This is a genomic window from Pseudomonas oryzae, from assembly GCF_900104805.1.
Lineage (GTDB): Bacteria > Pseudomonadota > Gammaproteobacteria > Pseudomonadales > Pseudomonadaceae > Geopseudomonas > Geopseudomonas oryzae.
The window spans coordinates 2,954,836-2,972,236 of the sequence record NZ_LT629751.1; the positions used below are offsets into that span (position 1 = coordinate 2,954,836).

Below are 17,401 nucleotides of genomic sequence, written 5' to 3' on the forward strand. Positions count from 1 at the left end.
GCCCCTACAGCAGCAGAATTCCCAGCGCCAGCGCGCTGTACCAGATCAGCCCGGCGCGCTGCAGCAGGCTCCACAGCTCATCAAGGGTCTCCAGCCCACCGCCCTCGCCCGGGGTGTCGCTCGCTGCGCGACCGGCGTCGGCCACCAGCTGCGCGGCGCTGGCCGGGAAGTCGAGCAGGCGCGGCCACAGCACGCGATTGGCGCTGACGAAGTTGCCGGCCAGCGCCAGGCTGAGCGCCAGCAGACGTGCCGGCAGCCAGTCCAGCATATGGCGCAGGCGCACGGCGTAGCCACGCAGCTCCTCGCCTTCGGCATGCTCGCCGAGCAGCGCCAGCAGACGATAGGCCAGCGCCGGCAGCGGCCCACCCAGCGCGTACCAGAAGATAACCGCGAAGAAACCCTCGTAGGCCTGCCAGAGCAGGAAACCCTGTACCTGGCGGAGCAATCCGGGGGCGTCCTCGGCCTGCAGGCCGAGATCGCGCTCAGCCTCCAGGTAGGCCGCCTGGGTGTCGCCGCGCTGCCAGCGCGCGCGGAACGGCGCCAGACTGTGCTGCGGATCGCCACGGCCCAGGCTCCACAGCAGCAGGGCCACATGCAGCGGCAGCAGCAGCCAGCCGTAGGCCAGCGGCGCCAGGCTCCACAGCAGCAGACCGACCAGCAGCAGCGGCACGCCGAGCACCAGCAGCAACTGCAGCGCCGCCTGCCCCTGCAATCGCGGGGCGCTCTCCAGGCGGGCCAATACCCGGCGCAGCAGCTCGTCGCGCTGCAGGTGCATGCGCCAGCGGCAGAGCTTCTCGAGGAGGAGGATCAGCACCAGGACCAGGAAATTCATGCCGACACCTCGACGAGCAGGGAGGCCCGGTAGCGCGTCCAGTCGAAGGCCGGACCGGGATCGGTCTTGCGCTCGGGCGCGATGTCGCTGTGCCCGCAGATGCGTTCGGCGGTGATGGCCGGATACACGCGCATCAGCTCGCGGGTCAGCTCGCCCAGGGCGGCGTACTGGGCGTCGCTGTAGGGCAATTCATCGGTGCCCTCCAGCTCGATGCCGAGGGAGAAGTCGTTGCACTGCTCGCGCCCGGCGAAGCACGACACCCCGGCGTGCCAGGCGCGTTCGTTGCAGGAAACGAACTGGGTCAGACGGCCGTCGCGCTCGATCAGGAAGTGCGCCGACACCTGCAGGTGGGCGATGCCGGCGAAATACGCATGGCCCTGCGGATCCAGGCGGTTGAGGAACAGGTTCGCCACCTCGCCGGTGCCGAACTGCCCGGGTGGCAGGCTGATGTTGTGGATGACCAGCAGCGACACCTCGCCGGCCGGTCGGGCATTGCAATTGGGCGACGGGCAGCGGCGTGCGCTGTCGCACCAGCCCGTGGTTGCATCGATATGCATCGGAACTCCTGAAAACCAGCGCCGCCCGCTCCGGGCGGCGGCATCCTGCCTGTCACTCTAGAACAGCGGGCCGGTGCGGCCAAGGCGGCGACTTGCGCGCCGCCTCACCGAGGCCACGGCATTCCAGCCTATAATCCGCCGAAAACGTACAGGGAGCCCGTCATGCCCAACCTCCGTCTTGCCGATCTCGGCGCCGAAATCACCGCCAACGTGCGCGCCGCGCTCGCCGAGGATATCGGCAGCGGCGACATCACCGCCCAGTTGATCCCCGTCGAGCGCGTGGCACGCGCCCGGGTGATCACCCGCGAGGCCGCCACCATCTGCGGCACCGCCTGGGTAGACGAGGTATTCCGCCAGCTCGATCCGCGCGTGCAGGTGGTGTGGAACGTGGCCGACGGCGAACGCGCCATGCAGGATCAGACCCTGTTCAGCCTGGAAGGTCCGGCGCGCGCCCTGCTCAGCGGCGAGCGCAGCGCGCTGAACTTCCTGCAGCTGCTCTCCGGAGTGGCCACCCGCTGCCGCGAGTACGCCGATCTGGTCGAGGGCACCGCAGTCAAGCTGCTCGACACCCGCAAGACCCTGCCAGGCCTGCGTCTGGCGCAGAAGTTCGCGGTCACCTGCGGCGGCTGCCACAACCATCGCATCGGCCTGTACGACGCCTTCCTGATCAAGGAAAACCACATCGCCGCCTGCGGCGGCATCGCCCAGGCCGTCGCCGCCGCCCACCGGATCGCCCCGGGCCGCCCGGTGGAAGTGGAAGTCGAGAACCTCGACGAACTGCGCGAGGCGCTGGACGCCGGTGCCGACATCATCATGCTCGACGAACTCGACCACGACGACATGCGCACCGCCGTCGCCCTCACCGCCGGCCGCGCCAAGCTGGAAGCCTCCGGCGGCATCAACCGCGACAACCTGCGCAGCTACGCGGAGACCGGGGTGGACTACATCTCCATCGGCACCCTGACCAAGGACGTCAAGGCCATCGACCTGTCGATGCGGCTGAGCCTGTGAGACTGGCATCCGCCAACCCCACAGGAACGAAAAAGGCCCGCAAGTTGCGGGCCTTGTTGTTTCTGGTGCCGGAGACAGGAGTCGAACCTGCGACCTTCGCATTACGAATGCGCCGCTCTACCAACTGAGCTACACCGGCTGAAAACGTGGCGCGAAGGCTATCATTGAGCCCGGCGTAGACGCAAGGCAGGCGCGTAAGGCGTTGGGTCGACGATGGGCGCCTGCCCCAGCAGCAGGTCGGTGAGCAACTGGCAGGACGCCGGCGCCAGTACCAGGCCGTTGCGGAAATGCCCGCAGTTCAGCCACAGGCCGTCATGCTCGGGAACCGGGCCGATGAAGGGGATGCCGTCCGGCGAGCCCGGACGCAGGCCAGCCCAGTGCTTGACCACCTCAGCCTCGGCGAGCGCCGGCAGCAGCTCGATGGCCGAGGCGCGGAGGCTGTCCAACGCCTCGCCGGTCGGCGTCTTGTCGAAGCCCTCATACTCCAGGGTACTGCCGACCAGAATGTGGCCGTCGCGACGCGGAATCGCATAGCGACCGCCCGCCATCACCATCGCCGGCAGGAAGTCCTCGGCACACTTGAACAGGATCATCTGTCCCTTGACCGGCTCCACCGGCAGCTCGAGACCAAGGGTCTTCAACAGTTCGCCACTCCAGGCACCCGCCGCCACCACCACCGCATCGGCACGCAGCTCGCCCTGGGCAGTCTGTACACCGACCACCCGACCGCTCTCGCGCAGGAACCCCTCGACTGCGCACCGCTCGCGGATCTCGACATTCGGCAAACATTCCAGCGCCGCCCTGAGCGACCTGAGCAGGCGCGGATTGCGCACGTTGGCGACACCGGCCATATGAATCGCATGCCGATAGCCGTGACCCAGCGGCGGCACCGCCACCTCGACCTCGGCCATCGGCACCGACCGCAACGGCCGATCCTCGCGCTCAGCCCAGGCCAGCGCTTCGGCCTCGTCCTCCAGATCCAGCCAGTACAGCCCGGTGACGTGCACCTCGGGATCGACGCCGCCCTCCTCGATCAGCCTTTCGGCCAGGCGCGGATAGAAATCCTGCGACCAGTGCGCCAGCGCCGTCACCGCCTCGCTGTAGCGCCAGGGATACAGCGGCGAGACGATGCCGCCACCTGCCCAGGATGCCTCGCTACCGACCGCGGATTGATCGAGCAAGGTGACAGAACAGCCGGCCTGGGCCAGCAGGCGCGTCGACTGCAGGCCGATGGCTCCGGCGCCGATGATGAGGATGTTGTGCATGGGGGTGCCTTTGCAAAAAATAAGCCCGTACGCTTCACAAAAAGAGTACGGGCTTGATTTTACGCCTCTATAACTATCCTGACTGCGTCAGGATCAACCTGTCGGGCAGGTTCCATCCGTTGTTTTGCTGACCGCCGTGCGACCAGTCGCGGAAATAGAGACAACACGCTCCTGACTGCCGGCGCTGGGACTGAAGCGGCAGATTCGCAGAGTGGCCTGTGTCGCCCCCACGCCCGAAGGGGTGAAGGCAATGCTCGTCAGGTCGGCTGCTGTGATCTGGTAACCCGCAGCCAACGCTTCCTGGCGATGGAGAACGGTGCCCTCGGACAAGACAATCCAGCCCTGCTCCCAGGTGCCGCCACAGCTAGTGCCATTACTGGACGCGCAAAGCGTCACACTTCTGCTGCGTTTTATCGCCTCGCTGCGCGCCAGCTGAGCGCTGGCCGCCAAGCTGTTCGCATAGGAACGCAGCCGACTGCTCAGCGAAAACTCGTTGAAGGACGGCATGGCGATGCTCGCCAGCACTGCCACGACAGCAAGGGTTACCATCAGCTCGATCAAAGTGAAACCGCATTGCCGCCATCTCACCGTGCTCGCCGCGCCACCACACGACTCGGGCACTTGCCCCGTTTGCGCAGTCATGATTAGTTCTGCCCATCCTCGATATTCCAGTACACCCGCGCCTTCGGCTGGGCGGCAACATTCGGCGCCGGCGCCTCACCGCCCTGGAGGGGGGACTCCGGATTGGCGCCAATCACGAAGGGCACCGTGGTTCCATCGTCGAGCGTCACCATCCCCGCCACCGGCGACGGCGGCAGCCCCCCACCAGCAATCTCCTCATAGCGATTCCCGGTGCCATTCATACTCTCGGCATTGGTATAGCTGACGTTGAAGACATGGGAAGTCCCCAAGGTCGGACACTGGCCAGCGACATAATGTTGGGGAATGTGGGTGCTGAAGGTCACTACCCCGTAGACAGTGATCGCCGAAGTTACCACCTGCTCATCGTCCTGCAGCTCCAGATACCAGCCCTTCTGGTTGTTGACCACAGTCTCGGTGGGCGAATCGTCAGTGACACCAATCCGGTACAGCGAACTCAGGCAGACAACCGAAGGGGCGCCACTAGGAATGGAGCAAGTGCTGCGCTCACTGGTCAGCCAAGTCGAATCTGTCGGAATATCACGCACCATATAGAAGTGGTTGGCCACCTTGGTGGCGGCACTGGCCACCCCATCATCATTATTCTCCAGAGGCTTTTCGCGGTCACCGGAACCGACCAGCACATAATGGGTATTGCCGTCCACCACCACATCCGGAGCGAACATGAACTTGCGGTTGGCATTGCAACTACTCAATGTGTCGCAACCAAGGGAAGCAATCGGCATCATGCTCCAGCTGTCTTTGCTTAGCTCGCCGATGGTGAGACGATAGATATTGCCACCCAGATCCGCAGCGTAGGCATAGTCAGCCATGCCGTCAGCGCCATTCAGCAGGGTCACATCACCAACTACGCCCCGTGCGGTCTCGAAGCTGCGGAGAACCTTGCCCGACTCGGCTTCCAGAATATAGATATGGTTGCCTTTGGCAGACGAGTCGCAGTTGTTGTTGCGAGTGCCATCGTCGTAATCCTCGCAGTTGTCATAGCCCCCCCCCATGATCAACAGCGGCTTGCTGCCAGCTTCATAACCCGCGGCGAAAAAGGGCTTGGCCGACGACCAAGTCTGCCCCAGGTCACTGAGATTGTCGCTGCATCCAGTGGTGAGGGAGAGATCCGCCGGGCAGCCGATTCGCCATTGGAGGCGGGGTGACGCCGGATTGCTGACGTCCAAGGCGTACAGAGCACGTCCACCGCGACGCATAGCGGCAAAGATCCAACCATCACTACCTCGCTTGTAGGCGGTCACAGGACCATCGAAGCCATAGCGTTTTGGCTCGGGTTGAGGAGTTCCTTCCACACGGGGGTAATTGGGGAAGTCGATACCTATGGTGTTGTCTCGAATACGCTTGATATGAGGGTAGAACTCCGGCGGCATGAACGACCACAACTCCTGGCCCGGCCCGCGCCCCGAGGTACCGATGCTGCCATCGCCATCCCGGTTACCATTGACCGCACGCAGCAAGCCGTCGTTACCGCCGTAGAACACCACCACTTCCTTGTTGGTATCGCTACTGCCAAAGTTGATCGCCACCGGACGCGAGTGCACCACGTCGCCGTGTACCGAGGGCCGCACTGTGCTGGAGATTGTGCCAGTGGTATCGATGAACTCGCTGGCCGCACCGGCGTCGGCGCCACGCGCCCAATTGATCAGGGCATCACGCTCAGTACTGGAGGTACTGGTCAACCCCAAATCGGTAGAGGTGATCGCAGTATTGCCGGTCGCGAAGTTAGTCAGTGTCGTACAATTACCCGGAGCACAGGTCTTGACCACCCGATCAGGCGCGCTAGCCAGGACCAGCGGCCCCGTAGTACGGAGCTTGTAGGCTTGGGCGCCCTTCTCAACCATGTTGCCATCCGGATAATCCGCCCAAGGTGAGCCTACTGAGATGCAGCCGCCGGCTTTGGCCCCACGTACCTTGCTCCAGTAGGGCAACGTTGCGCTGCTCCAGTAATTCTCGACCGCCTTCGGGGTCCAGAAGCTGCGCACGCATTCGGCAACGAATCCCGTCTTCGTGTTGATTGCCGATACGCCGTCAGCGTCCTGCAGCACCAGCTCATCGCCCGCCATGCCCATCTTGTACTGCTTGAGGTTGCCCGCCCAGCGTGGCAGAGCCTTCTCGTCGGGACGGAACATGCCGACGAACACCTGGTTGAGGTAGGTACCCTGGGTGTTAACACTCACCGGCAGGCTGACAGAGGCGAACACGCTGCTGACCGACTTGATTTCGGAGAGCGCTGTACCGAGAGCTAAGGCAATGGCATTCTCGTTGTTGGCGACAAAGTATTTGCCGCCGCCATTTTCCTCCGACATGCTGCGTAGCAGACGAGTGTGCTCAGCGCTGGGCTGGGCATTGTAGACGTCGATGGCATAGGTGATGACATTCTGGAACCCCTTGGCCGGACTGACGTCGGTCTGATACATGAAGCGTGCTATCTCGTCAGCATAACGGACATCCGAGGAAGAGGTCGCATAGATCTGCTTGGTCGGATCCTCGCCGACATTGCGTAGCAACGCCGCAGCTGCATCCTCCCGCGGACCTGGCCACCCATTGCCAATCAGGATCACATAGTTCTTGGCCTTGCAGACCTCGGTGCCGGGAGATGCCGGGTTGTATCGGGTCTGCGCGGCATCGGCGAAGGCCAACGGATCACGCAGGGAGTATTCTGCATCACCTGAGTAGCGATAGGGGCCGAAGTGGGTCGAACCCTGAGGAGAACCCGGGATATCACTGTAGGCTTGGGCTACGCTGGTATAACCACCGAAGTACTTGAACACCTCGAACATAGCGCGGTCATAACCCACCGAAGAGGCAACCGTATTTTCCGGATCATTGAAATTAGTGAGAATATTATCGATCTTGGCAATGAATGCTGCACGATTGGCCGCGGTCATTTCCATGACCCGCGAGCGCACATAGCCGCCATCGGGGACCGCGGAGCTTTTAGCATCATTGAGCATCATCAGACCGATATTGACCTTGGCATTACCGTCCTCATCGGCGTCCAGACTCTGAACCACCCGCTTGATAGCTCGCAACTCCGACTCACCCTGCGCAGCCCCATCCGGCCAACGCTGTGACTGTCGAGACCAGTTGGTCGAGTTATCCAGCAGAATGATCACATTGGGATAATCGCTACTCGACTGAGACTCCGCACCAACGAATAGATCAATGTCCTCGGCAAGAGCAGTGGAACTGATGGCCGACAGCAATGCTACTGCCAGCAGGGCTTTCCCGAATCGAATTTTCATCATTTGATTCCTTGGCAATCCTTGTGAGCGCCGCAAAGGGCAAAACTCGCCTGATCAGGCTGGCGTCGGACAATTGCTGTTGTTCTTCTTGGCTTCGGAGAGCAGCACACGGATCCCCGAACGTACCAGTACCGAGGCACCTGTCACCGGATCACTTACGGTGGCACGGATATCCCAGACCGTATTCCAAGTGTAACTGGTCACCACGACCAACTGGGCACTGCTGGGTGCAGTCGCATCTGCCATGGTGGCATTCACGCAAACTGGGGTAGCGATCTGCACGGTATAATCCGTGACACCGTCATTATTCAGATCGATATTCGTCGTACTCTCTGCCGGAGAGCCGGAAAAATTGCCACTAGCCAGAATCTCAATCGCCATATTGGCCGCGGCAATCGCCTCGTCGCGACTTTGCATGTTGGCGACGGCCTTGAGATTGGTGCCACTCATGGTGAAGGCACTGCTGACCATCAGGGTGAACAGCAGCAGCATGATGAGGCCGACTACCAGAGTCGCACCACGCTGGGCTCGAGGAAGGGCTATCCGACTCATGGCGTCTCCCTGCGTCCGGAAACATTGTTCAGGCGAACTGTACTGGAGAATACATGGCGCTTAAAACCATCATTGAACGGCCCCAGCGTGGTCGTACCCAATGTATAGGTTTTCGTATCCACGTACCCATTCGTCCGCTCGCGACTACGCACCAGCACATACAACTTCACGGCCACAACATCCTCTAGGTCATCGGCAGTACAAACGCTTGCCGCCGGCTCGGTCGAAGGCGCCGTCGTATCTGCCGCGCGATTTGCCGTCGGGCACCTGATGAACCTGTCGGGCGAACCGTCCCCCCGGTTGGTCGCCGTGGTCTTGTTGTCCGAATCAGTCCAAGCCACTCTCTCGGTGTAATCCACATCCTCGCTGGTGCCGGCCTTGCTCACCTCATCGATACCAAGCTCAACCCGAAAACCTTCTACGCCCTCGACGAGGGCCTGTGCCGACAGCTGCTCGGGATCACCGCCACCGCTAGGCACCCCAAAAGAGGAGCGCATTAAAGTCGGGACACCATCCCCCGGATTAACTGCATAATCGCGGATATAATAGATATTCGATATGAAGCGACGTTTAGGGGCCGCATCAATACACGTCGACCCCGATTTCAGATTAAAACCACTCGTATCGAGGATGTAACTCGGAATGTAGTAGGTCGCCCCCACCGCCGGGACAGTTGCCCAGGGACTCACTATGGCCTTGCGGGTAGCCCCCTCGTAATCCAGAATCTCCCGCGCCTGACCGACTCCCGAACCATTCACGACATAGACCCGCATGCCGTTGTAATAATTGGAATCACTTGCCGCCAAGGCTGCAAGGGTTATACCTGTGGCATCTGCATCCTGCGCCACACCGAAGTTATCCTGCGTGCACCACGAGTTCTGAAAATACAGCTCACCGTCGACATCTGGACAAGCAGATCCGCTCGCCGTCGAGGCTACACAGGTATCAGCATATCGAACGACCAAAAGGTCGGTGTTCGCCTGCTGATTATCGATATCGCAAGTCGCCGGCGCAGTGTCGTAGGCCTGCACGGGAATCCCCAGCAGGTTATTGCGATGTATCAGCTTGGTTGCGCTGTCAGGGCTTGAAGCAGTCCGCCCCCATTCTGCATAGGGTCGACATGGGTCCGGCACGCCTGTCGGGCGTTCAGGAATCGCCGGATAGGCGCCCGTCTCAGCGGTGATACCGAGAGCCGACATATCCAGCGAAAAACTTCCTGCACCGGAAGTAAGATCGTCAAATTCAGGAACAAAACCATCCCAGAAGCCGGCATGAGTCAGATCTTTCTGCAGGATCTGGACGGCGAAACGGCCATTCTCAATCAGGGCGTTGGTTCTCGCCATTTCATCATTGGTGCGACTCACATTCAGGTAAAGCGTCAGGATAGCCATCATGATGAGGAGGCCAATTGCCGAGGCGACCATCAGTTCGACAAGATTGAGGCCAGCCTGGCTACGCGCGGAAGAGAAACTCCCGACAGACTTCATTTTCATAGATCGGCAATCCGGACAATGGTGGTCACGACACGGCGGCACAAGTCATTGCTACATGCAGAACCGTTCACCCCGTCGTATTGATTAGCCCCGCAACTGACACTGGCCGGCGGCGCCGAAATAGGCCCCATTCCCTGCCAGGCAACCGTTATCAGGTATTCGCCACTGCCGAGAGACTCCACACAGCCACGCCCGCCGATCATGGCTCCCAGCTTGCTGGCAGTTGAACCGCTGCCAACGCTCTCCGCGGCTCCCTGCAAAGCCATGCACCATTCCGCATGATCAATCTGCTGGCGCGTACTGCTAGTCGACACCGTGGAGCAGGTCATCCCAGTGCCCAACGCGCCCGTACTCGTTACATAGTCCGCCGCCCGGTTGCGGTTCGTAGCGATACGGCTAGCCATGTCGTCGAGCAAGAGCAGTGCCTGAGAACGCTGGTAAGCCTCCATTTCCGACATCTGCAGGCGTGACTGCAGTCCGGCCACACCGAGAAGACCGATGGAAAGGATCAGGATGGTCACCAACACCTCGATCAGCGTCACGCCACCCTGCCGCCGCAAATTGAGTTGTCGAGCCATATTCACCATTTCCCTGCCGGTGTTTTGACCCCGTCGCTGCCAAGCGTCAGATCGCCATCAGCGACCTGAGTGCCTGTCGCGGTAAAGGTGATGGTATAAGTGGGCATGGCGCCTGCCCCCAAGGTGATGTCGTAGCTATAGCGGCTGCTGACGTCGCTGGGCAGCGCAAAGCCCGAAGCTTCGAGCTGGGCCTTACTCGCATAGCTGCGATTGGCCAGCAGGTACTGCTGCTGACGATTGGCAATATCCATCATCTGCGCTTGAGCAGCGGCACGGTTGCCTCGGATGACATATTGCTGGTAACTCGGGTAGGCAATGGCCGCCAGGATGGCAACGATTGCCACTGTGATCAGCAGCTCGATGAGAGTGAATCCACGCTGTCTTTTCAGTTCCACTGCGCCACCTTCCACGTGTTTCGTCCGATTCTTTTGCATCCTGCCCCCCCAAAAAACGGGACGGCCTCTTGAAGGGCCGCCGGGATTATCCCTGCTTGCCCCCCTGCGATTGACTTGGGGCAGACGCTCTTTCAAGTATTGTGCTGCGAATGATTGCATCCCCGCCGACCAAAGGTGAGCACGAAGTCGACAACTGGCGCATTTCCCGTAATGGTCGGCAAGTCGCTGTGAAGCAGTGCAAATTTCAGCAATGCTTGCACGGCATGCATGGGCACAAGGGCCGGAGTTTGGGTAGCCTTGACTCGCTTCCCGCAGGGCACGGAAAACCTCACGAGACAGAGTGCACGGATGCCATGTCTGACAACAATCGCGGCTTCACCCTGATCGAAGCACTGGTAGCGCTGGCGCTGCTGGCCATACTCAGCGGCCTGGCAGCCCCGAGCCTGAGCCAGTTTATGCATGCGCAGCAGATTCGCCGCGCCAGTATCGATCTCGCCAGCGCATTCATCCTCGCACGCCAGGAAGCGATCACCCGGCAGCGAGCGGTGATCATCACCAACATCGCGGGAAACTGGGCGAACGGCTGGCGGATGTTCGTCGACCAGGACGGCGACGGAATACAAGACAGTGGCGAGCAGCAACTGCGGGTCAGCGACGGCATCGCCGATGGCGTGCGCATCAGCGGCAACACACCGGTCAGTCGTTACGTGCGCTACACACCTTCGGGCGAGGCCAAGCTGCAGAGCGGCGCCTTCCAGGCAGGCACCATCACCCTGTGTCACCGCGACGGGCAACAGGCGATGCGCAAGCTGGTCCTCAGCGCGACCGGACGACTGCGCACGCTCAAGGAAGCCGCAGGCACCTGCTGACTCCGGCCGGTTGGCTCAATCCTCCTGCACCACCCGCAGCTCCTTGGGCATCGAGAAGGTCACGTTCTCCGGACGCCCGTCGAGCTCGACCACCTCGCCGGCGCCCCACTCGCGCAGACGCGCGATGACGCCCTGGACCAGCACCTCGGGTGCGGACGCGCCGGCGGTGATGCCGATCCGCTGCTTGCCGTCGAACCATGCACGCTGCAGGTCCTCGGCGCCGTCGATCAGGTAGGCGGGGGTGCCCATGCGCTCGGCCAGCTCGCGCAGGCGGTTGGAGTTGGAGCTGTTGGGACTGCCGACCACCAGCAGCAGGTCGCAGTCATGAGCAAGCTGCTTGACCGCATCCTGGCGGTTCTGGGTGGCGTAGCAGATGTCGCTCTTGCGCGGCCCCTGGATGGCGGGGAACCTGGCACGCAGCGCGTCGATCACCTTGGCGGTGTCGTCCATCGACAGGGTGGTCTGGGTGACGTAGGCGAGCGCCGCGGGGTTGCGTACTTCCAGGCGGGCGACGTCGCCCTCGTCCTCGACCAGGTAGATGGCGCCGCCGCTGCGGCTGTCGTACTGGCCCATGGTGCCTTCCACCTCGGGGTGGCCGGCGTGGCCGATGAGGATGCATTCCTCGCCGTCACGGCTGTAGCGGGCGACCTCCAGGTGCACCTTGGTGACCAGCGGACAGGTGGCGTCGAACACGCGCAGGCCGCGGCGCGCCGCCTCGTCGCGCACCGTCTGGGAGACACCGTGGGCGCTGAAGATGACGATCACGTCATCCGGCACCTGGTCGAGCTCCTCGACGAAGATCGCACCGCGCGCGCGCAGCCCCTCGACCACGAACTTGTTGTGCACCACTTCATGGCGCACGTAGATCGGCGGGCCGAACACGTCGAGGGCACGGTTGACGATCTCGATGGCGCGGTCGACACCGGCGCAGAAGCCGCGGGGATTGGCGAGGGTGATTTGCATGGGGAGTCTCGGCACGCGGGGATTCAGGGGAGCGCACGCCAGGCCTATGGCCTGGTTGGCGGGTTACGGCCTGCGGCCTAACCCGCCCTACAACAGGCTCAGGCCGGCTGCACGTCGACGATTTCCACGTCGAAGGTCAGGCGCTTGCCGGCCAGCGGGTGGTTGAAGTCGATGGTCACCTGGGCGTCGTCGAAGTCCTTGACCACGCCGGGCAGTTCGGCGTTGGCGGCGTCGTTGAAGATGATCAGCAGGCCTTCGGAGAGCTCCATGCCCTCGAAGCTGCCGCGCGGCATGACCTGCACGTTCTGCGGGTTGGGCTGGCCGAAGCCGTGCTCCGGCTCGATGGCCAGCGAGCGCTTGTCGCCGGCCTTGAGGCCGTAGAGCGCCTGCTCGAAACCGGGCAGCAGGTTGCCGTCGCCGACGGTGAAGGTCGCCGGATTCTTGTCGAAGGTGCTGTCGACCACGTCGCCCGACTCGAGCTTGATGGCGAAGTGCAGGGTTACCTGGCGATCGGGGCCGATGCGCTGTTCAGTCATTGCGGTCTCCGCTTTTCTCGGATTTGAACATGTCCAAGGCCAGCAACACGGCGCCGACGCTGATGGCGCAGTCGGCGACGTTGAAGGCCGGGAAATACCAGCGGTTCTGCCAGTGGACCAGGATGAAGTCGATCACGTGGCCATAAGCCACGCGGTCGAACAGATTGCCCAGCGCGCCCCCCAGCACCAGCGCCAGCCCCAGCGCCAGCCAGCCCTGGCCGCGGCGCGGCAGGCGCCTGAGCCAGACCACCAGCACGGCGCTGACGCCGAGGGCGATGGTTGCGAACAGCCAGCGCTGCCAGCCGCCGTGATCGGCGAGGAAGCTGAAGGCGGCGCCGGTATTGTAGGCCAGGGTCCAGCTGAAGTAGCCGGGCACGACCACGACCTGCTGGTACATCTGCAGGCTGTTGTCGAAGTGCAGCTTGCTGAGCTGATCGAGGACGAAGACGATCCCGCTCAGCCACAGCCAGGGCAGAGCGGAGGTGCGGGTGCTCATGCGCCACACCCCTCCGCGTGCCGTAGGGTGGACAACGCGCGCAGCGCTTGTCCACCGTCCATCGGCACACACGGTGGACAAGGCTGCGCCGTTGCCCACCCTACCTGGATCGGCAGGCGATCAGGCATGCTCGCGCACCTCGCCTGCACCGTGCACGTTGTCGATGCAGCGGCCGCACAGCTCCGGATGCTCGGCATGCTGACCGACGTCCTCGCGGAAGTGCCAGCAGCGCACGCACTTGCCGTGCGCGGACTTGACCACGCGCAGCTTGAGGCCGGCCAGTTCGCTGTCCACCGCATCGGCCGGGGCGTCGGCCAGCGGTGCCAGGCTGGCGGCGGAGGTGATCAGCACGAAGCGCAGTTCGTCGCCCAGCCTGGCCAGCTTGGCGGCCAGCGCTTCCTCGGCGTACAGGGTGACCTCGGCCTGCAGGTTGCCGCCGAGGGTCTTGGCGTTGCGCTGGTTCTCCAGCTCCTTGTTGACCGCGGCCTTGACCGCCATCACCTCGGCCCAGAACTCGCGGCCCAGCTCTTCGCCAGCGTCCAGTTCGAACAGGCCGTCGTACCAGGTGTTGAGGAACACCGACTGGTTGCGCTCGCCCGGCAGGTACTGCCAGATCTCCTCGGCGGTGAAGGCGAGGATCGGCGCGATCCAGCGCACCAGCGCCTCGGCGATATGGAACAGCGCGGTCTGGCAGGAGCGGCGTGCCTGGCTGTCGGCGGCGGTGGTGTACTGGCGATCCTTGATGATGTCCAGGTAGAAGCCGCCCAGCTCCTGCACGCAGAAGTTGTGCACGCGCGAGTAGACGTTCCAGAAGCGGAACTGCTCGTAGGCCTCGTTCAGCTCGCCCTGCAGCTGCGCGGCGGCATCCACCGCCCAGCGATCCAGCGCCAGCATCTGCGACGGTTCGAGCAGGTCGGTAGCCGGGTTGAAGCCGCTGAGGTTGGAGAGCAGGAAGCGCATGGTGTTGCGGATCCGCCGGTAGGCGTCGGCGCTGCGCTGGAGGATCTGCTTGGACACCGCCATCTCGCCGGAATAGTCGCTGGAGGCCACCCACAGGCGCAGGATGTCGGCGCCCATGCTGTCGGTGACTTCCTGCGGGGCGATGACGTTGCCCAGCGACTTGGACATCTTGCGGCCGTTCTCGTCGACCACGAAGCCGTGGGTCAAGAGGCCGCGGTACGGCGCGTGGCCGTCGATGGCCGCACCGGTCAGCAAGGACGAGTGGAACCAGCCGCGATGCTGGTCGGAGCCTTCCAGATACAGGTCGGCGCGCGGACCCTGGTCGTGGCCCATCGGATGCGAGCCGCGCATCACGTGCCAGTGGGTGGTGCCGGAGTCGAACCAGACGTCGAGGGTGTCGCTGATCTTGTCGTAGTCGGCAGCCTCGGCGCCGAGCAGCTCGGCGGCGTCCAGCTTGAACCAGGCCTCGATGCCTTCCTGCTCGACGCGCTGGGCGACCTGCTCCATCAGCTCTACGGTGCGCGGGTGCAGCTCGCCGCTGGCCTTGTGCAGGAAGAACGGGATCGGCACGCCCCAGTTGCGCTGGCGCGAGATGCACCAGTCGGGACGGTTGGCGATCATCGCGTGCAGGCGCGGCTTGCCCCAGCCCGGATAGAACTCGGTCTGCTCGATGGCGTCGAGCGCGCGCTCGCGCAGGGTGGCGCCCTGCTCGGGCTGCTTGTCCATGCCGACGAACCACTGCGCGGTGGCGCGGTAGATCAGCGGGGTCTTGTGCCGCCAGCAGTGCATGTAGCTGTGCTGGATGCCCTCGTGCTTGAGCAGCGCGCCGACCTCCTCCAGCTTGGCGACGATCTGCGGGTTGGCCTTCCAGATGAACTGGCCGCCGAAGAACGGCAGGTCGGCGACGTAGACGCCGTTGCTCTGCACCGGATTGAGGATGTCGTCGTTGCTCATGCCGTAATGCTTGCAGGAGCGGAAGTCGTCCTCGCCATAGGCCGGCGCCGAGTGGACGATGCCGGTGCCGGCGCCCAGTTCGACGTACTCGGCCAGGTACACCGGCGAGAAGCGCGCGTAGAACGGGTGACGGAAGCGGATGTGCTCCAGCGCGGCACCCTTGGTGGTGGCGACCACCTCGCCCGCCAGGCCGTAGCGGGCCAGGCAGCTTTCCACCAGTTCGGCGGCCAGCACCAGCAGGCGCGCGCCGGTGTCGACCAGCGCGTAGTCGAATTCGGGGTGGACGTTGAGCGCCTGGTTGGCCGGGATGGTCCACGGGGTGGTGGTCCAGATCACGATGGCGGCCGGCTTGGCCAGCTCGGCCAGACCGAAGGCTTCGGCCAGCTTGCCGGCGTCCTCGATGGCGAAGGCCACGTCGATGGCGTCGGACTTCTTGTCCTGGTATTCCACCTCGGCCTCGGCCAGCGCCGAGCCGCAGTCGAAGCACCAGTTGACCGGCTTGAGGCCCTTGAACACGAAGCCGCCCTTGACCATCTCGGCCAGGGCGCGGATCTCGCCGGCTTCGTTGGCGAAGTTCATGGTCTTGTACGGGTTGCTCCAGTCGCCGAGCACGCCGAGGCGGATGAAGTCGGCCTTCTGCCCCTCGATCTGCTCGCTGGCGTAGCTGCGGCACAGCTCGCGGGTCTTGTCCGCCGGCAGGTTCTTGCCGTGGGTGACCTCGACCTTGTGCTCGATCGGCAGGCCGTGGCAGTCCCAGCCCGGCACGTAGGGCGCATCGTAGCCGGCGAGGGTCTTGGAGCGGACGATGATGTCCTTGAGAACCTTGTTGACCGCATGGCCGATGTGGATGTTGCCGTTGGCGTAGGGCGGGCCGTCGTGCAGGACGAACTTCGGTCGGCTCTCGCCGAGGGCGCGCAACTGGCCGTACAGGTCGATGTCGCCCCAGTACTTGAGGGTTTCCGGCTCGCGCTGCGGCAGCCCGGCCTTCATCGGGAATGCCGTTTCCGGCAGGTTCAGGGTCGCTTTGTAGTCGGTCATTTCAGGTTCTCTAACGGTTGACCCTGCCAGTGGGCACGGGCGGCGGCGATGTCCGCGGCGATCGCCGACTTCAGTGCCTCCAGGGAGGCGAAACGCTGTTCGTCGCGCAGCTTGCGGTGAAACTGCACCACCAGACGCCGGCCATAGAGATCACCGGCAAAGTCCAGCAGATGTACTTCGAGATGGGCGCGGCCGTCGCCCTTCACGCTCGGCCGCGTACCGATGTTGGCCACCCCTGGCCAGCGCCGGCCATCCACCTCGGTGCTGACCAGATAGACGCCCTGCAGCGCCGGGCGCAGACGGTTGAGCTGCAGGTTGGCGGTCGGCGCACCCAGCTGGCGGCCGAGCTTCTGACCATGCAGCACGCGCCCGCTGATCCGGTAGGGACGCCCGAGCAGACGCTCGACCGCGGCGAAATCGCCGGCGGCGAGTACCTCGCGCACCCGCGTGCTGCTGATCCGCTCGCCGTCCAGCTCGATGGTGGCGGCCGACTCCACGGTGAACCCCTCGCGCGCTCCGGCCTCGACCAGCAGGGCGAAGTCGCCGGTACGGCCCTTGCCGAAGCGGAAGTCGTCGCCCACCTCGAGGTGCGAGACGCCCAGCCCCTCGACCATGATCTGGTGGATGAACTGCTCGGCGGACAGCTCGCGCAGGCGGCGGTTGAAGGTCAGGCACAGCACCCGGTCGACACCGACCTCGCGCAGCAGCTCGAGTTTCTCGCGCAGGCTGGTGATCCGCGCCGGCGCACTGTCCGGAGCGAAGAATTCGCGCGGTTGCGGCTCGAAGATCACCACGCAACTGGGCAGACCGGCTTCTGCCGCGCGCTCGCGCAGTCGCGCCAGCACCCCTTGGTGCCCGCGATGTACACCGTCGAAATTGCCGATGGTGGCAACACAGCCCCGGTGAGAGGGCCGCAGGTTATGGAGACCTCGGACCAGCTGCATAGCACGCGTCTTGTTTACAAAGTGGTCGATTATACCCATGCAATGGGGAT

16 protein-coding genes and 1 tRNA gene are annotated in these 17,401 nt (G+C 63.5%); 2 read left to right on the top strand and 15 right to left on the bottom strand.

From position 1 onward, the window contains the following. Positions 1 to 4: 4 nt before the first annotated feature. Entirely contained in the window at positions 5 to 832 is an 828-nt protein-coding gene (gene ampE, locus BLT78_RS13295) for a regulatory signaling modulator protein AmpE (RefSeq protein ID WP_090349423.1), read from the bottom strand. After that, a complete protein-coding gene (gene ampD, locus BLT78_RS13300; protein WP_090349424.1) occupies positions 829 to 1,389 on the bottom strand; it encodes a 1,6-anhydro-N-acetylmuramyl-L-alanine amidase AmpD in 561 nt (186 codons plus the stop codon). Before ampD ends, ampE begins: the two co-directional genes overlap by 4 nt. Before the next feature lie 162 nt (positions 1,390 to 1,551). On the opposite strand from ampD, the gene nadC reads away from it, so the two are divergent. Continuing rightward, a complete protein-coding gene (nadC, locus tag BLT78_RS13305; protein ID WP_090349425.1) occupies positions 1,552 to 2,400 on the top strand; it encodes a carboxylating nicotinate-nucleotide diphosphorylase in 849 nt (282 codons plus the stop codon). 63 nt (positions 2,401 to 2,463) lie between these two features. Here the strand turns inward: nadC and BLT78_RS13310 are convergent. The 8 genes from BLT78_RS13310 to BLT78_RS13345 all read right to left on the bottom strand — a co-directional run bounded on the left by BLT78_RS13310 (position 2,464) and on the right by BLT78_RS13345 (position 10,591). Continuing rightward, positions 2,464 to 2,539 (bottom strand) — tRNA-Thr (locus BLT78_RS13310). 22 nt (positions 2,540 to 2,561) lie between these two features. Next, complete coding sequence (gene thiO, locus BLT78_RS13315; protein ID WP_090349426.1) at positions 2,562 to 3,665, bottom strand: glycine oxidase ThiO; 1,104 nt, start codon at positions 3,663 to 3,665, stop codon at positions 2,562 to 2,564. A 93-nt stretch (positions 3,666 to 3,758) separates the two neighbouring features. Next, a complete protein-coding gene (locus tag BLT78_RS13320) occupies positions 3,759 to 4,307 on the bottom strand; it encodes a GspH/FimT family pseudopilin (RefSeq protein WP_090349427.1) in 549 nt (182 codons plus the stop codon). 2 nt (positions 4,308 to 4,309) lie between these two features. Continuing rightward, positions 4,310 to 7,573, bottom strand: a complete 3,264-nt coding sequence (locus tag BLT78_RS13325; RefSeq protein ID WP_231975627.1) for a pilus assembly protein — start codon at positions 7,571 to 7,573, stop codon at positions 4,310 to 4,312. A gap of 54 nt (positions 7,574 to 7,627) precedes the next feature. After that, a complete protein-coding gene (locus BLT78_RS13330) occupies positions 7,628 to 8,125 on the bottom strand; it encodes a pilus assembly PilX family protein (protein ID WP_090349428.1) in 498 nt (165 codons plus the stop codon). Further along, positions 8,122 to 9,618: a PilW family protein gene (locus tag BLT78_RS21585; protein ID WP_197673118.1), complete on the bottom strand. Its 1,497-nt coding sequence runs from the start codon at positions 9,616 to 9,618 to the stop codon at positions 8,122 to 8,124. Before BLT78_RS21585 ends, BLT78_RS13330 begins: the two co-directional genes overlap by 4 nt. Beyond that, positions 9,615 to 10,196, bottom strand: coding sequence for a type IV pilus modification protein PilV (pilV, locus tag BLT78_RS13340; protein WP_231975629.1), 582 nt, complete (start codon positions 10,194 to 10,196; stop codon positions 9,615 to 9,617). The genes BLT78_RS21585 and pilV overlap by 4 nt, the downstream gene beginning before the upstream one ends. A gap of 2 nt (positions 10,197 to 10,198) precedes the next feature. Next, positions 10,199 to 10,591 (bottom strand): type IV pilin protein, encoded by a 393-nt coding sequence (locus BLT78_RS13345; RefSeq protein WP_269458056.1) that lies wholly within the window; start codon positions 10,589 to 10,591, stop codon positions 10,199 to 10,201. Between the two features lie 353 nt (positions 10,592 to 10,944). On the opposite strand from BLT78_RS13345, the gene BLT78_RS13350 reads away from it, so the two are divergent. Beyond that, positions 10,945 to 11,460: a GspH/FimT family pseudopilin gene (locus BLT78_RS13350; protein WP_172830793.1), complete on the top strand. Its 516-nt coding sequence runs from the start codon at positions 10,945 to 10,947 to the stop codon at positions 11,458 to 11,460. A 15-nt stretch (positions 11,461 to 11,475) separates the two neighbouring features. Here the strand turns inward: BLT78_RS13350 and ispH are convergent, their stop codons facing one another. The 5 genes from ispH to ribF form a co-directional block, all read right to left on the bottom strand. Beyond that, positions 11,476 to 12,423, bottom strand: coding sequence for a 4-hydroxy-3-methylbut-2-enyl diphosphate reductase (gene ispH / locus BLT78_RS13355; RefSeq protein ID WP_090349431.1), 948 nt, complete (start codon positions 12,421 to 12,423; stop codon positions 11,476 to 11,478). Positions 12,424 to 12,521: 98 nt separating this feature from the next. Then, on the bottom strand, positions 12,522 to 12,959 hold the full coding sequence (locus BLT78_RS13360) for an FKBP-type peptidyl-prolyl cis-trans isomerase (protein WP_090349432.1): 438 nt from the start codon (positions 12,957 to 12,959) through the stop codon (positions 12,522 to 12,524). Continuing rightward, the gene (lspA, locus tag BLT78_RS13365; RefSeq protein WP_090349433.1) at positions 12,952 to 13,455 is read right to left on the bottom strand and encodes a signal peptidase II; all 504 of its coding nucleotides are present in this window, start codon (positions 13,453 to 13,455) and stop codon (positions 12,952 to 12,954) included. The genes BLT78_RS13360 and lspA overlap by 8 nt, the downstream gene beginning before the upstream one ends. A 120-nt stretch (positions 13,456 to 13,575) precedes the next feature. Beyond that, positions 13,576 to 16,407 carry an isoleucine--tRNA ligase gene (ileS, locus tag BLT78_RS13370; RefSeq protein WP_090349434.1) on the bottom strand — a complete coding sequence of 944 codons (2,832 nt, stop codon included), beginning with the start codon at positions 16,405 to 16,407 and terminating at the stop codon, positions 13,576 to 13,578. After that, entirely contained in the window at positions 16,404 to 17,351 is a 948-nt protein-coding gene (gene ribF / locus BLT78_RS13375; RefSeq protein ID WP_090349435.1) for a bifunctional riboflavin kinase/FAD synthetase, read from the bottom strand. The genes ileS and ribF overlap by 4 nt, the downstream gene beginning before the upstream one ends. Positions 17,352 to 17,401: the final 50 nt, after the last annotated feature.

Bases quoted from the DNA above. Each gene is read 5' to 3' on its own strand.
- ampD (WP_090349424.1), bottom strand. From the start codon at position 1,389: ATGCATATCGATGCAACCACGGGCTGGTGCGACAGCGCACGCCGCTGC.
- BLT78_RS13350 (WP_172830793.1), top strand. From the start codon at position 10,945: ATGTCTGACAACAATCGCGGCTTCACCCTGATCGAAGCACTGGTAGCG.
- nadC (WP_090349425.1), top strand. From the start codon at position 1,552: ATGCCCAACCTCCGTCTTGCCGATCTCGGCGCCGAAATCACCGCCAAC.
- ribF (WP_090349435.1), bottom strand. From the start codon at position 17,351: ATGCAGCTGGTCCGAGGTCTCCATAACCTGCGGCCCTCTCACCGGGGC.
- BLT78_RS13360 (WP_090349432.1), bottom strand. From the start codon at position 12,959: ATGACTGAACAGCGCATCGGCCCCGATCGCCAGGTAACCCTGCACTTC.
- lspA (WP_090349433.1), bottom strand. From the start codon at position 13,455: ATGAGCACCCGCACCTCCGCTCTGCCCTGGCTGTGGCTGAGCGGGATC.
- ispH (WP_090349431.1), bottom strand. From the start codon at position 12,423: ATGCAAATCACCCTCGCCAATCCCCGCGGCTTCTGCGCCGGTGTCGAC.
- ampE (WP_090349423.1), bottom strand. From the start codon at position 832: ATGAATTTCCTGGTCCTGGTGCTGATCCTCCTCCTCGAGAAGCTCTGC.
- thiO (WP_090349426.1), bottom strand. From the start codon at position 3,665: ATGCACAACATCCTCATCATCGGCGCCGGAGCCATCGGCCTGCAGTCG.
- BLT78_RS13320 (WP_090349427.1), bottom strand. From the start codon at position 4,307: ATGACTGCGCAAACGGGGCAAGTGCCCGAGTCGTGTGGTGGCGCGGCG.
- BLT78_RS13325 (WP_231975627.1), bottom strand. From the start codon at position 7,573: ATGAAAATTCGATTCGGGAAAGCCCTGCTGGCAGTAGCATTGCTGTCG.
- BLT78_RS21585 (WP_197673118.1), bottom strand. From the start codon at position 9,618: ATGAAAATGAAGTCTGTCGGGAGTTTCTCTTCCGCGCGTAGCCAGGCT.
- pilV (WP_231975629.1), bottom strand. From the start codon at position 10,196: ATGGCTCGACAACTCAATTTGCGGCGGCAGGGTGGCGTGACGCTGATC.
- ileS (WP_090349434.1), bottom strand. From the start codon at position 16,407: ATGACCGACTACAAAGCGACCCTGAACCTGCCGGAAACGGCATTCCCG.
- BLT78_RS13330 (WP_090349428.1), bottom strand. From the start codon at position 8,125: ATGAGTCGGATAGCCCTTCCTCGAGCCCAGCGTGGTGCGACTCTGGTA.